Origin of the sequence: Plantactinospora sp. B24E8 (assembly GCF_039871735.1) — a bacterium.
Classification (GTDB): Bacteria; Actinomycetota; Actinomycetes; order Mycobacteriales; family Micromonosporaceae; genus Plantactinospora.
The window spans coordinates 358,636-372,951 of record NZ_JBDPMH010000003.1; the positions used below are offsets into that span (position 1 = coordinate 358,636).

Consider the following 14,316-nt stretch of genomic DNA (forward strand, 5'->3'; position numbering starts at 1 on the left):
CAGATGACGCAGGCTGAGGGACAGATCGTCACGTTCTACTCGTACAAGGGTGGCACCGGTCGCACCATGGCGTTGGCCAACGTCGCCTGGATCCTGGCCGCGAACGGCAAGCGGGTGCTGGCCGTCGACTGGGACCTCGAATCCCCCGGACTCTCCCGCTTCTTCGCCCCGTTCATCGACCGCGACGCGCTCGACAGCACCGGCGGCGTCATCGACCTGATCCGGGAGTACGAGTGGGCCACCGCCACCAAGGCGGACAAGACCGACGACCGCTGGCATGAGCAGTACGCCCGGGTGCACAAGTACTCCTTCTCGCTCAACTGGTCGAACTTCCCGGAGGGCGGAACCCTCGACTTCCTCCCCGCCGGTCAGCAGAACAACGACTACGCCGGCGCGCTGGCCGGCATGAACTGGGACGAGTTCTACGAGCGGCAGGGCGGCGGCCACTTCTTCGACGCCCTCCGGGTCGACATGAAACGGCACTACGACTACGTCCTGATCGACAGCCGGACCGGCTTCTCCGACGTCGCGGACATCTGCACCATCCAGCTGCCGGACATCCTGGTCACCTGCTTCACCCTCAGCGAGCAGGGGATCACCGGGGCGGCCAAGGTCGCCCGGCTGGTCGAACACCGCTACGGCTCGCGGCGGATCCGGGTCCTGCCGGTGCCGATGCGGATCGACCCGGCGGAGAAGGTGAAGGCGGACACCGGCCGGGCGGTCGCCCGGCAGCGGTTCGCCGGCCTGCCCAGCGGCATGACCGAATCCGAACGTGACGGGTACTGGGCCCGCATGCAGGTGCCGTACCAGGCGTTCTACGCGTACGAGGAACTGCTCGCCACCTTCGCCGACCAGCCCGGCACCAACGGCTCGCTGCTCTCGGCGTACGAGGGACTGGCCCGCGAGATCACCCGGGGCGAGGTGCGGGCGCTGCCGCCGATCAGCACCGCCGTGCGGGAACGGATCACCGCCCGGTTCACCCGCTCCTCCACCTCGGTCGACAACGAGATCGCGCTGCGGCACGCGCCGTACGACCGGGTGTGGGCGGAGTGGATCGGCCACGTGCTCGCCTCGGCCGACGTCACGGTGATCGACCCGTGGTTCGCCGCCACCGACGACGGCACCGTCCGGGCCGCCCGGGAGCTGACCATCGTCTCCGAGGCCAACGCGACCGAGGAGGCCGCCCTCGCCAACCCGGACCGGTCTCCCGACCGGCTCCCGCTGATCGTCTACGTCGCCGACGTCCGTCGGCTGGCCAACGTCCCGGCCTCGCACACGGTCTCGGTCGCCGGGCTCGACGCCCAGGCGGCGACCACGCGGATCCTCCGCCTGGTCGGCCGGGAGGGCACGGTGCCCGACGCCGAACTGCCGACCGGCCCGCGGTTCCCCGGCCGGGACAACGCCGTTTTCGAGGTACCCGGCCGCAACCAGCGCTTCACCGGGCGCGAGGCGGACCTGCGGGAACTGCGTACGCTGCTGCGCAGTAGCCCGAAGGTGGTGCTGGCCGGGCCCAGCCCGGTCGCCCTGCAGGGCATGGGCGGCATCGGCAAGAGCCAACTGGCGCTGGAGTACGCCCACCGCTACCGCGCCGCCTACGACGCGGTGTGGTGGATCGACGCCGACCAGGTGCCGTTCATCGAGTCCGCGCTCGGTGACCTGGCCCCGTCGCTCGGCATCGCGCTGTCCGACTCCAACCGGGAGAACGCCCGGGCGGTGCTGCAGGCACTCCGGCACACCGACCTGCGGTGGCTGCTCATCATGGACAACGCCGAGGAGGTCGAGGGCGTCCTGCCCTACGTGCCGGAGGGCCGGGGCCACGTCCTGATCACGTCGCGGAACCTGCAGTGGGGCGAGCGGGCCACCACCGTGCAGGTCGACGTGTTCAAGCGCGCGGAGAGCATCCAGCACCTCACCGAGCGGGTACCGACCGTCCGGGCGGACCAGGCCGACAAGATCGCCGCTCTGCTCGGCGACCTGCCGATCGCGGTCGCCGCGGCGGCGGCCTGGCTGGCCGACACCGGGCACTCGGTCGACGAGTACCTGGCGGAGATCGCCCGGTTCGGTCCCGGGGTGGTGATGGAGCCGCACAGCAACGTGTCGGTGGAGGCCACCTGGGAGCTGTCCCTCAACCACCTGCGGGAGAAGAACCCGGCGGCCTACCGGGTGCTGCAACTCTGCTCGGTGTTCGCCCCCGAGATCTCCGCCGACCTCGTCTACAGCGACGAGTTCGCCGAGGCCCTGGTGCCGTTCCACCCGCAGGCCAAGGAGCGGCTGGTCCGCCAGCAGCTGGTGCAGCAGGCGAACCGGCTCGCGTTGATCCGGGTCGACCTGCGCGCCGAGAGCCCGACGGGTGCCGAGCGCGGTCGTGGCGGCCTGGTGCTCATGCACCGCCTGCTGCAGCACGCCGTCCGGTCCCGGATGACCCCGGCCCAGCTCGACGAGGCCCAGCGCCAAGTGCACCTGGTCCTGGCCGCGGCCCGCCCGGAGGGCGAGGTCGACGACCCCGAGGGATGGCCGAGGTTCCGGCTGATCTGGCCGCACCTGGAGGCCTCGAAGGCGTCGCTGAGCCGTGAGGTGGAGGTACGGGCCCTGCTCATCGACCGGGTCCGCTACCTGCAACTGCGCGGCGACCTGGAGATCGGCCGGCAGCTCGGGCAGGAGGTCGCGGCGACCTGGGAACAGATGCTGGCCGAGGAGACCGACGAGCGGGCCCGCGGCGACCTGCGCCGACAGTTGCTGCACCTGCAGTTCAATCTGGGCAACATCCTCAGCTTCCTGGGGTCGTTCGGGAAGTCCCGGGAACTCGACGAGCGGGTCCTCGCCGCCCAGCGGGAACTTCTCGGCGAGGACCACCCGCACACTCTGATGACCGCCGGCGGGCTGGCCCGCGACCTGCGTGGACAGGGGCTCTACAACGACGCGCTGCGCCTCGACGAGGGGACGTTCAACGCGTGGAAGCGCAACTTCGGCGAGGAACATCCGCGTACGCTGGCCGCCCTCAACAACCTGGCCAGCACCCAGCGGCTGATGGGGGGCCTGCGGGAGGCCCGCAAGAACGACGAGCTGGTGTTCGCCGGCCGCCGGGCGATCCTCGGCGAGAACCACCCGGACACCCTGGCCTCCTCCGCCTACGTCGGCATCGACCTGCGGGACGCCGGCGACTACGAGCAGTCGATCGCCCGGCTGAGGAGCGTCTACCGGGACTTCCTGCAGACCCGCGGCCCCGAACACCTGCTCACCCTGCGCAGCCAGGCGAACCTTGCCGTGTCACTCCGTTCCGCCGGGCACGCCGCCGAGGCGGGGAAATTGCTCGACGCCGCGTACGAGCTGCTGACCGAGCGGTTCGGGCCGGACAACCCGGAGACCCTCACCTGCCGGCTGAGCCTGTCGATCAACCTGCTCACCGTCGACCTGTACGAGCGCGCCGGCCGGGAGCTCACCGAGGTCCAGCGCATCTACCACCGCAACCTGGGCGCCCGGCACCCGCTGACCCTGGTCTGCCAGCTCAACCTCGCGATGGTCGCCCGTCGGGCCGGTGACCTCGCCGGAGCCCGGCAGCTCGCCGGCGCCTCGGCGGAGGAACTGGCCGAGGTGCTCGGCAGCGGGCACCCGTATCCGCTCTCCGGCTGGATGAACCAGGCGATCTCCATCGCCGAGCAGCCGGACCCGCCGGAGGGCCGGGCGGCCGCCGACCGGGCGGCGGTCGACCTGCTGCGACGTGCCTCGGAGGGCCTCGAACGGGTGCTCGGCCCGGATCACCCGAGCATGTTGCGGTGCCGGGCGAACCTGGTGCTGCTGATGGAGCGGCTCGAGCCGGGCGGCCGGCGGCGGCTGCTCGACACCATCGCCCGCGACCTCGCCGACCGGCTGGGCGAGGAGCATCCCTCGGTGGAGGCGGTCCGCGAGGGCAAACTCCAGCGGCGGCTCATCGACCCGCATCCAATCTGATCGGCGGGCGGTCCGACGGGCGGATCAGCCAGGCGAGGATCTCCGGCAGCACCTCGACCGCGCCGAAGTGGGCGGTGTGCCGTTGCACCTGCGCCTGCGCGCCGGGGATCTGCCGGGCCAGCCAGCGGGTGTGGCTGGCCGGTGCGAAGTTGTCGTCGGCGCCGTGCCACAGCCGTACCGGCATCCGGATCTCCGCCAGCGTGAAGCCCCAACCGGCCCGCAACGCGAGTACGTCGTCGATCCAGCCGTCTGGGCCGGTGCGCAGCGCCTCCGCGTAGGCGTCGGTCAACTGCCGGCGGATGGAGACCCCGGCCACCACCCGGCGGTCCGCCTCGGTCATCTGCTCCCGCAGCAGCGCGAGCAGCGAACCCGGGTCGTCGAGCACCCGTTCGGCCCGCAGCCGCAACTGCTCGGCCAGCCGCATCACGTCCTGCCCGGCGTTACCGTAGTCCCGGGTGTTGGCGTCGGTCATCCCGCCGAACCAGTCCAGCCCTGGCGCGTCGGACGGCGCCAGGCCGACCAGCACCGCGGTCCGTCGTACCCGTTCCGGCAGCAGGGCCGCGCAGGCGAGGGCGTGCGGGCCGCCACCGGACCGGCCGACCACCGAGAACTGGTCGATGCCGAGACTGTCGGCGATTGCCGCGACGTCGGTGGCGGCGTCGGCCACGCACCGACCCGGGGACCGGCTGGACCCGCCGTAGCCGGGACGGTCGTACGAGATCAGCCGGACGCCGAGCCGGTAGAGCACACTCGGTCTCGGTTGCGGGCCGCTGCGGCTGCCCGGGGTGCCGTGCATCAGGAAGACCGGCCAGCCGCGTTCCGCGCCGGCGACGGCGACGGTGAGGCTCCTCCTTCCGGTACGGACGACGTGCTCGTGGCGGGTCGGCAGGTGCGACACTCAGGCCTCCGAACGGCTGGGAGCGGGTGGTGGCGGCCCGGGCAGCCTTGACCGGAACCTCATCAGGTGGTGTCCTCCGGCGTCCCCACCAGATCGCGCAGGGTGTCGAGGGCGGCCGGCAGGGTGGCGACGGTCGGCGTACGGCCGTGCGTCCGCAGATAGCCGACGAGAAGCTGGCGCAGGCGTGCCTCGTCGAGGAACTCGTCCGCACGGCGGTGTGAGAGCAGCCGGAGCATCGTCTCCGGCGGGATCTCCCGCCATGCGAGGTCGGCGTACTCGCTCAGCGCCACCAGCAGCCACAGCGCGGTCCGGTTGCCGACCCGGGCGTTCGCGAAGTGTTCCGCCATCTCGGCGCAGACCACACCGTCGTCCAACGGCAGCTCGTCGAGCCGCTCCTCCAGGTCGGCGAGGACCGCCCGGACCCGGGGTACGTATCTGCCGGGCAGCCGGTCGAGTCCCCGGCGGAGGATGAGCGCGTGCAGTACGGCGTGGTCTTCCGGGGTGCCCACCGAGTCGAGCAGTTCGGGGAACTCGTCGATCAGGTAGGGGCAGGCGAGGATCAGCTCGGGCGGGGCGGTGACGGACCGGGGCAGCCGGGTGACCGCGATCCGGGTGAGTCCACTGAGCACCTCGCGGGGCAGTTGTGCGCCGTCCTCGGTGAGACACTCCAGCAGCAGCGTGGCGCTGGTGCTGGACACCGTCTCCGGCCGCTCGACCGCCCGCTCCAGCAGCCGGCGGTAGCTGCGCTCGTCGTACAGCGTCAGTCGGGGCAGTGACGGCACCGGCCAGCGTCGGGTGGCCAGCGAGACCACGTCGGCGTGGAACCGGGCGCTGTCGAAGCTGTCCGGGGTCTGGCCGCGCCAGGTCCTCGCGCCCGCCTGGAGTTGGCCGTACGTCGTGACGTCACCGAGCAGCCGGGCCTCCTCGGCGACGATGCTCACCGTCTCGCCGCGCTGCGCCCGACGTTCCGCCACGATCAGGCCCTTGCCGTCCCGGGTCAGCGAGCCGATCATCGCCAGCTGGCCCTTCTCGTCCAGCCCGGCACGCCACAGCCGTACCGTCGAGATCCAGGTCTGCTCGTCCATCAGGTCGGTGTGGGGGACGCCGTCCGCACAGACCAGCGCGGCCAGGCTCACCAGGTTGGCGGTGTAGGCGGCGAGCAGCCGGACGGGGTCGTGCGGGGAGGGGCGGTAGCCCTCCACGCCCGCGAGGTTGCTGCGCTGCCGGGCCTCGGCCAGCAGGGCGGCGATGGTGTCGACGATGGCGTCCCGTTCGTCCGGGTGACGGGCGGCGAGTTCCCTGGCGAACACGACCACGGCCTCCCGCTTCACCAGGGGCTGGTGGGAGAGCAGGGCGCTGAACTGGCCGGTGTCCAGCTGGGCGCCGAAGCCGGGGCCGGTGTACATCCGGCCGCGCAGGTCGGCGAGTTCCCGCAGGGACCCGATGACGTGTTCGGCGATCAGGAAGTCGCCGATCGTGCCGTGCAGGAACTCGTAGGTGCGCCGGGCGTCCTCGCCCTGCAGGTCGTCCGGACCGTACACCACGAAGAAGGCAGCGGTGACGAGCTGCTCCGGGCCGAGCACCTCGCCGAACTCGAAGCGGGCGCGGCCGGTCGTCCGGGAGGCGAAGCAGTCCAGATCGGCGCGGAGGTCGGCGCGGTTCACCACCTCCCGGTTGCGGTTGAACATGGCGAAGGCGGTGACGGCCAGGTCCCGACGCAGCCGGCGCTCGCGGAGTTCCCGCTCGGGCTGCGGCAGCGACTGCGGGGCCTTCTCGGCGATCTGGCGGCGGATGAACGCGGTGAGCAGGCCGGTGAACAGGTCGGAGCGGGAGATGCCCCGGTCCGGGCGTCGGTTGACGCTGTGTTCGTTGTAGTAGATGGCCAGCAGGGTGAGCAGGAGCGGTTGCCGGGCCAGTTCGTTGTGGGACATCAGCTCCCGGGCCGAGAGCCGGCGGAACCCGTCCCGTTTCTCGTTGGCCTTGTTGACCGCCTTGACCCAGGTCGTGATCTGCGCGTCGGTGAGGTCCTCCAGCCGGATCAGGACGGTGCCGTGCGGCACGCTCGCCCGGTCCATCACCAGCATCCGGGAGGTGATGATCGGGATGACCGAGGCGCCCAGTTCCCACTGGGCCTCCTGGAACTCGGCCACCCGGTCGATGTACTGCGAGTGCGCCGTGCCGGTGGCCTGGACGAGTTCGTCGAAACCGTCGAAGATCACCACCACGGTGGTGGACTCGGTGGCCCGGCGGAGGTCCGCCCAGCGGATCCGTTCGTCCAGGAGCTGCTCGATCGCGGACTCGATCTGCTCGGACGGGGAGGCGTCGGTGATGATCCGGCGCAACGGTACGACGATCGAGGTGAACCGGGTGGCCGGGAGACGGGCCGCGATGACTTTGGTGAGCAGGGTCTTGCCGGCCCCCGGCTGACCCAGCACCAGCAGGGGCCGGTGCAGGCTCGCCGGGTCGGTCAGGTAGTCGGTGAGGAAGCCGACCAGGTCGGTACTCCTCGGCTGGTCGTTCCACCAGATGTCCCGTTCCGGCGCGGCGTGCTTGCCGTACTCGGCGATCCGGAAGTCCGGGCTGATGAAGCCGCCCTCCACGGTGGGCAGTCGCAGGTGGAAGTCGATGTCCTTGATGTGCAGCAGCGGTTGCCGGAAGACCCCGCTCATCCACCCCGCCACCCGGTCGAGAGTTTCGCGCAGCGGGTCCGGTCGCTCGGCCGGGACCGGTGCGACCAGTTCCGCCAGGTTCCGGTAGAGCGCCTCCAGGGCGTCGAGCCGGTCCGTCACCCGCGCGGTCAGGGTGCGGTGGTCGGTCAGGTTGTGCTCGAGCGCCTGCCGCATCGTGCGGAACCCGAACTCCGGAAGGTCGGTGGCGAGACGGTCGAAGCGGTCCTCGTAGTACCGCACACTGCGGTCGACCACCCTGGTCCGCAACGAGGTGAGGTCGAGCCCGTGCCGGACCTCCGACCAGGCGGCGAGGCCCTCGCAGAAGGCGATGGTCGAGTCGTAGAGGGCGACGTAGGCGGCGCCGACCTGGCGGCGTGTCTCGTCGAGGCCGCGGACCGACGAGGGCAGCGGGAAGTGTCCACTCTCGATCTCGTGCGGCAGGGTGTGCCGGTTGCGGTCCCGGGGCAGCGCGGCGAGCTTCTCCGCGTCGGTCAGCTCGAGCCGGTCGAACCCGGGACCCACCTCGTCGCGGAACGCGTCGAAGAACGCCGAGAGCGCCAGTACGGTGTGGCTCGCCTCGAGCAGTTCGTAGTACGACTTTCCGCCCGAGGCGCGGATCCGGCCGGCCTGGTTGTCGCTGACCTCGCGGACCCACTGCAGCAGGGAGTTCTTCGGGCCGAGCAGGGTGAGGGCGGCGGGGTGGGACAGCGCTCCGGCGGCCAGGATCCCGCCGGTGATCGTCTGGTCGATGTCGGTGAGGGTCGTGCTGCCCGGAGCCAGGAGGCGCAGCGCGGCACGGTAGCTGAGACTCGAACGGCGCGGCATGCCGCCCCTTCCGCCGCGGGAACCTGAATCCCTGCAAAGCATACGAATCTCAGTCGCGGAATGCTATCAGTCCTGACCTGTCGGTAGTCTTTGTCGCTTTTCCCGGTCGTCCCGGGAGCCGTCGCCCCGCCGGGCGTGCGGCGGTGACCCCCCGCCCGTACGGCCGTCACCGCCGGCCGGTCAGCTGCCCTGACCGCCGGAGATCGACGACTTGTCCGGGAAGACGGAGTACTGGTCGGCCGAGGCGTACGCGTCGGCGGTGACGTTCAGCAACTCGATGTAACCGCCCGACATGGTGATCGCGTCGGCCGCGTGCTGGAGGGCACCGCGTTGGTTCATCCGGAGCGCCTCCAGGAACTTCTGGGTGCTCAACGCCGACGAGGTGTACGTGTAGTGCGGCGTGTTCTCGATGGCGCCGCGGATGTCGGACTGGGTCCGGTCGGCGCCGGGGACGTGGCGTTGGATCTGGTTCACGCCCTCCTCGGCGCCCCAGAAGTCGGCGCCCAGCTTCGCCTCGGAGTCGGCCACCAGCGCGTTGAACCGGTCCGCCAGCGACCTGGCCCGGTCCAGCACGGTCTGTTCGTGCGCCAGCAGATCCTCGGGGCGGACGTGCACCGACTCCCACTCCGGCCCGCTCGACAGCAGTTTCTGCTGGTCCGGTTGGTCGGCCCCCGGGTCGCCGGAGCCCGACTGGCCCGGGGTGCCCGGCCCGTCGCCGCTGCCGTCACCGCCTCCGGAAGCATCGCCTCCGGCAGCACCGCCGCCCTTGGCGTCCGGGACGACGGTGTGCAACGGCTGTGGGCCCGTCCAGTTCACCCGCAGCGACTTGGCGGGCACGACGTTGGGCGGGCTCGACGCGTCCGGCGTGCCGTCCCCCGGGTCCGGCAGCGGGTTGGGGTCGTAGGCCGACCGGTACCTCGGCATGTGTCTTCGCCACTCCTCGTGCTCGCTCCCGGCCCAGTATCCGTCGCGCGTCGGTGGCGGTGCCGAGTCCCTCATCGGCTACCGGCCGGGGTCCCTGGAAAGTGACTGTCCGGGCGTCCGACCGGATTCCTATCGTCAGACCGGGTTGCTCTGCCACCACGCCCGTACCCCGAAACCAGCTAAGGAAGCCGGCCGTGCCGAGGGAAGTGTCACTGCAGGAATTCAGGGTGATGATGCGTGTCTTCGGCGAGGCGATCGAGACGGTCGCCGCCCAGAACCGGCGGGTCGAGGGAGTCCTCGGAGAGCTGCGTGGCGCCTTCGTCGCCGCCCAGGACGAGTGGCGTTCGCCGGCCGGCGCCACCTTCGCCGACCTGGTACGGGAGTACGACGCCGACGCGGCCGACCTGAACGGGCTGCTCGCCGAGATCCTGCGGCGGATGCGGCAGACGTACCACAACTACCACGAGGTCGAGGTCCAGGCGGCGGCGAACCTCAACAACACCAACCCGAAGCACCAGGGGGCGGGATGACCAGCCCCACCGGTGGCGCCCCGGTCCCCACCGGCACCACCTACAGCTCCGGCGACGCCGACCTGGTGATGGACCTGGCCGGGGTCTGGGCGATCGGCAAGAACACCATCCCCGGGTACGTCGACGAACTCGTCGACGCGCTGGACCGGATCACCAACGCGCTGGAGTCGATCGAGCTGAACTGGGCCGGTTCGAGCCAGCGGGAGGCGCAGGACATCAACGACCGGTGGCAGGCCTGCGCCAGGTCGCTGTTCGGCACCAAGCAGCAACCGGAACTCGGCGTACTCAACCGCATCGCGGGCGGGCTGCAGGGCGCGGCGCTGAACATGAGCGTCGCCGAGTCGCAGATCGTCGACCTGTGGCAGAAGTACATCGACCTGCTGAACAAGATGCTCGCCGGCCAGGATCCGGGCGACACCGCCGGCGGCGGCGACCACACCCCGCCGATCAGTGAAGTCTGACCGACAACCATCGAGAGACGGCACCCTGACATGACCCGGATCCCGTTCCACCGGCCGGCCCGACTGGCCTACCCCGAGGCACCCAAGGACCGGATCACGGTGCCGACCCCACCGCCGGTGACCCGGGCCCAGGCGTCGAACGCCTGGCTGACCATGATGCTGCCGCTGCTCTCCACGGTCGCCATGGCCGGTTACCTCATCTCGTACCAGCGCCCGTTGTTGATCATGCTGGGCATCGGGTTCGTGGTGCTCTCGGTCGTCGCCACGGTCGGCATGCGGTGGCAGATGAAACACGCGGCCGAGGCGAACCAGCGCCGGCAGCGCGAGCGTTACCTGGAGATCCTGGACGACGTACGCGGATCGGCACGGGCCCTGGCGGCCGCGACCCGCCGCTCGGCCGTGGTCCACCAGCCCAGCCCGCGTCGGCTGCTGGCCCTGGTCGGCGCCGGCCGCCGCACCTGGGAACGCCGCCCCGCCGACCCCGACTTCCTGCGGGTGCGGTTCGGCGTCGGCGCCGGACCCCTCGGCAGCGGGGTCGAGTCCGGCGGCCGGATGGACCCGATGGCCGAGTACGACCGCACCCTCGTCATCGAGGCCGAGACGGTGGTGGCCGACCACCGGACCGTCGGCGGACAACCGGCCTGGATCGACCTCGCCCGGTGCGGCGTGGTCAGCCTCGTCGGCACCGGCCCGGCGACCCGGGCGCTGGCCCGGTCGGTGGTGGCCCAGATCGCCGCCCTGCACGCCCCGGAGGACGTCAGCATCGTCGTGCACACCGGCGGCGCGGACGGCTGGGACTGGGCCAAGTGGCTGCCGCACACCCACGAGCCCGGCGCCGCCTCGGCGGCGGGCGTGACGTCCCTGGTCGCCGAGGACTTCGACCTGCTCGCCGACCACCTGGAACGGGAACGGGACCGGGCCCGGGAGGAGGCCCGCAACCGGCGCACCTACGCGCCCGGCAACCTCGCCCGCCGACTCGTCCTGGTGCTGGACGGCTACCGCCCGGACGCGCCCTGGGCCCGTACCCCGATCCTCGAGTCGCTCTGGACCGACGCCGGACCGGACCTCGGCATCACCGTACTCTGCCTGGCCGGCTCGCAGGCCGCCGAACCGACCCGGGTCGACGGTCGGGCGACCGTCACCGCCGACGGCGGCCTGGAACTCAGCGGGCCGAACCCGGAACGGTACGCGGTCATCGAGTCCGCCCGGGCCGACCTGAGCCCGCCGGAACTGTGTGAGGCGATCGCCCGCCGGCTGGCCCCGCTGCGGCTCACCGAGGACCGGGAACCGGTACTGTCCCGGATCACCACCCTGCCCGAGATGCTCGGGGTGACCGACGTCGGCCAACTCGACCCGCGACGCGGCCGGGTGCTCCCGGCCGACCCGGACATGCTGCGGGTGCCGCTCGGCGTCGACGGCGACGGCGAACCGGTCCTGCTCGACCTCAAGGAGTCGGCCCAGCGCGGCATGGGCCCGCACGGGCTGGTGGTCGGGGCCACCGGCTCCGGCAAGAGCGAACTGCTCCGCACCCTGGTCACCGGGCTGGCCGCCCGGCACAGCCCGGAACTGGTCAGCTTCGTACTGATCGACTTCAAGGGCGGCGCCACCTTCGCCGGGGTCACCGAACTGCCGCACGTCTCCGGCCTGATCACCAACCTCGCCGACGACCTGGCGATGGTCGACCGGGTACGCGTCGCGCTGCAGGGCGAGCAGCAACGCCGCCAGCGGCTGCTGCGTGACGCCGGCAACGTCGACTCGGTCCGGGAGTACCAGATCCGGCAGGCCGCCGGCGGCACCGACGTCAACGGCCGGCCGCTCGAACCGCTGCCGTACCTGCTGATCATCGTCGACGAGTTCGGTGAACTGCTCTCCGGCCGGCCCGACTTCATCGAACTCTTCGTCCAGATCGGCCGGGTCGGCCGGTCACTCGGCATGCACCTGCTGCTCGCCACCCAGCGGCTGGAGGAGAGCCGGCTGCGCGGCCTGCAGTCACACCTGTCGTACCGGCTCTGCCTGCGTACCTTCTCCGCGGCCGAGAGCCGGGCGGTGATCGGCACCCCGGACGCGTACCACCTGCCGCCGGTGCCGGGCTCCGCCTACCTCAAGGTCGACGAGACCGTCTACACCCGGTTCCGGGTCGCGCACGTCTCCGGCCCGTACCTCGGCGCCCCGGACCCGGACGAGGAGAACCGGCGACAGGTCCAGCTGGTGCCGTTCACCCTCCGCTCGGCGGCGCTGACCGCCTCCGCGCCGACCGAGGTCCGACCCACGCGGACCGTCGACCTGAACACCCGTACCGAACTGCAGGTCGCCGTCGAACGGCTCTCCCGGCTCGACCAGCCGGTGCACCAGGTGTGGCTGCCACCACTGCCGCCGGTGGTCGACCTGGGCAGCCTGCTCGGCCCGGTCGGCGAGGATCCGGACCGCGGCCTGACCGCCGAACTGTGGCAGTGGCCGGGCGGGTTGAGGTTCCCGGTCGCCGTCCTCGACCTGCCGCTCGACCAGCGGCAGGACCCGATGGTGATCGACCTGTCCGGCAAGGACGGCAACGTCGCCGTGGTCGGCGCGCCGCAGTCCGGCAAGAGTGTGCTGCTGCGCACCCTGGTGATGTCGGCGATGCTCACCGGCACCCCCGACGAACTGCAGGTCTCCATCATCGACTACGGCGGCGGCGGACTGCTGCCGCTCGCCGCCGCCCCGCACGTGACCGGCGCCGCGTCCCGGCTGGAACCGACCCGGGTACGTCGACTGCTGGCCGAGGCGATGCGGCTGGTGACCGAGCGTGAGGAGCTGTTCCGGGCCGAGGGGATCGGCTCGGCGGCCGAGTTCCGGCGCCGCCGGGACGCCCGGAACCTGCCGCCGGGGACCCGGGGCGCCGACCTCTTCGTGGTCGTCGACAACTGGTCCGCGGTGCGGGGCGAGATCGAGGAGGCCGATCCGCTGGTGGTGGAACTCGCGGCCCGGGGACTCGGCGTCGGCGTACACCTGGTCCTGTCCGCCAACCGCTGGGTCGAGATCCGGGCCAACCTGCGGGACAGCATCGGCGGACGGATGGAGCTGCGGCTCAACGACCCGTACGAGTCGGAGCTCGGCCGGGCCTTCTCCCGGCAGCTCACCGGCGCGGTACCGGGACGGGGGGTCATCGCGCCCGGGGTCTTCTTCCAGGCGGCACTGCCGACACTGGACGCGGGTGGCGGTGCCGAGGTGGTCGAGGAACTCTCCGAGGCGCAGGCGAAGCTGGTCGCCCGGCTGGCCGGTGGCTGGCGCGGCGCCACCGCACCGGCCGTACGGATGCTGCCGGAGCGGCTCACCGTCGCCGAGCTGACCGCCGTCGCCGGCCCCGGGGCGGGCGCGATCGGCCTGGACGAGGTCGACCTCGCACCGGTCACCGTGGACCTGACCCGGGAACAGCCGCACTTCCTCGTCTTCGGCGACAGTGGCTCCGGCAAGTCGCAGTTCCTGCGTACCTGGATGCGGGCGCTGGCCGAGCGGGTGCCGGACGACCGGGCCCGGTTCATGGTCGTCGACTACCGGCGCAGCCTGCTGGGCGCCGTACCGGACGGGCACCTCGGCGCGTACGCGGGAGACCCGCACGCGGCCGAGGCGTACGCGACGCAGCTGGCGGAGCGGCTCGCGCAGCGCCGCCCGCCCAGCACCATCTCCGCCCGGGAACTGCGGGAGCGGTCCTGGTGGAGCGGGCCGGAGCTGTACCTGGTCGTCGACGACCTGGACATGCTCACCACCGGGGCGTCGTCGCCGCTGGCACCGCTGATCCCGTTCCTGGTCCAGGCCCGCGAGGTCGGCTTCCACGTGGTGGCCGCGCACCGTGCGGCCGGGGCGTCCCGCACGATGATGTCCGGCTCGCTGCTGGCCAGGGTCGCCGAGCTCGGTACCGACGGGCTGCTGTTCTCCGCCGAGGGACGGGAGGGCCCGCTGCTCGGCGGCGTCCGGCCCGGACTCCAGCCGCCCGGCCGGGGCCTGCTGGTCCGGCGTAACCGGCCGCCGGTGCTGGTCCAGGTGGCGATCGACCCCGAGGACGAACTGGCCTTCTCCTGACCGGA

Annotated in this window: 7 protein-coding genes; 4 read left to right on the forward strand and 3 right to left on the reverse strand. The window is 71.8% G+C overall.

The genetic code is table 11. The features are described 5' to 3' along the window. Positions 1-3 precede the first annotated feature (3 nt). Positions 4-3,948 (forward strand): FxSxx-COOH system tetratricopeptide repeat protein, encoded by a 3,945-nt coding sequence (gene fxsT / locus ABGB21_RS07735; protein ID WP_347677046.1) that lies wholly within the window; start codon positions 4-6, stop codon positions 3,946-3,948. On the opposite strand, the gene ABGB21_RS07740 is transcribed toward fxsT, so the two are convergent. From ABGB21_RS07740 to ABGB21_RS07750, 3 genes are all read right to left on the reverse strand, one after another. Continuing rightward, positions 3,926-4,837, reverse strand: a complete 912-nt coding sequence (locus ABGB21_RS07740; RefSeq protein WP_347657530.1) for an alpha/beta hydrolase — start codon at positions 4,835-4,837, stop codon at positions 3,926-3,928. The genes fxsT and ABGB21_RS07740 overlap by 23 nt on opposite strands. Before the next feature lie 71 nt (positions 4,838-4,908). Beyond that, positions 4,909-8,340 carry an AAA family ATPase gene (locus tag ABGB21_RS07745; protein WP_347677048.1) on the reverse strand — a complete coding sequence of 1,144 codons (3,432 nt, stop codon included), beginning with the start codon at positions 8,338-8,340 and terminating at the stop codon, positions 4,909-4,911. A 180-nt stretch (positions 8,341-8,520) separates the two neighbouring features. Further along, on the reverse strand, positions 8,521-9,264 hold the full coding sequence (locus tag ABGB21_RS07750; protein ID WP_347677050.1) for a hypothetical protein: 744 nt from the start codon (positions 9,262-9,264) through the stop codon (positions 8,521-8,523). Positions 9,265-9,491: 227 nt separating this feature from the next. On the opposite strand from ABGB21_RS07750, the gene ABGB21_RS07755 reads away from it, so the two are divergent. From ABGB21_RS07755 to eccCa, 3 genes are read left to right on the forward strand one after another with little or no spacing between them, the layout of a single operon-like run. Then, positions 9,492-9,794: a hypothetical protein gene (locus tag ABGB21_RS07755; RefSeq protein ID WP_347677052.1), complete on the forward strand. Its 303-nt coding sequence runs from the start codon at positions 9,492-9,494 to the stop codon at positions 9,792-9,794. Next, positions 9,791-10,255 carry a hypothetical protein gene (locus ABGB21_RS07760; RefSeq protein ID WP_347657506.1) on the forward strand — a complete coding sequence of 155 codons (465 nt, stop codon included), beginning with the start codon at positions 9,791-9,793 and terminating at the stop codon, positions 10,253-10,255. The genes ABGB21_RS07755 and ABGB21_RS07760 overlap by 4 nt, the downstream gene beginning before the upstream one ends. Positions 10,256-10,285: 30 nt before the next feature. Then, a complete protein-coding gene (gene eccCa / locus ABGB21_RS07765) occupies positions 10,286-14,311 on the forward strand; it encodes a type VII secretion protein EccCa (protein ID WP_347677054.1) in 4,026 nt (1,341 codons plus the stop codon). The last annotated feature ends 5 nt before the right edge of the window (positions 14,312-14,316 follow it).

Excerpts from the sequence above, each read along its gene's own strand:
- ABGB21_RS07750 (WP_347677050.1), bottom strand. The coding sequence starts at position 9,264 with ATGCCGAGGTACCGGTCGGCCTACGACCCCAACCCGCTGCCGGACCCG.
- ABGB21_RS07760 (WP_347657506.1), top strand. The coding sequence starts at position 9,791 with ATGACCAGCCCCACCGGTGGCGCCCCGGTCCCCACCGGCACCACCTAC.
- fxsT (WP_347677046.1), top strand. The coding sequence starts at position 4 with ATGACGCAGGCTGAGGGACAGATCGTCACGTTCTACTCGTACAAGGGT.
- eccCa (WP_347677054.1), top strand. The coding sequence starts at position 10,286 with ATGACCCGGATCCCGTTCCACCGGCCGGCCCGACTGGCCTACCCCGAG.
- ABGB21_RS07745 (WP_347677048.1), bottom strand. The coding sequence starts at position 8,340 with ATGCCGCGCCGTTCGAGTCTCAGCTACCGTGCCGCGCTGCGCCTCCTG.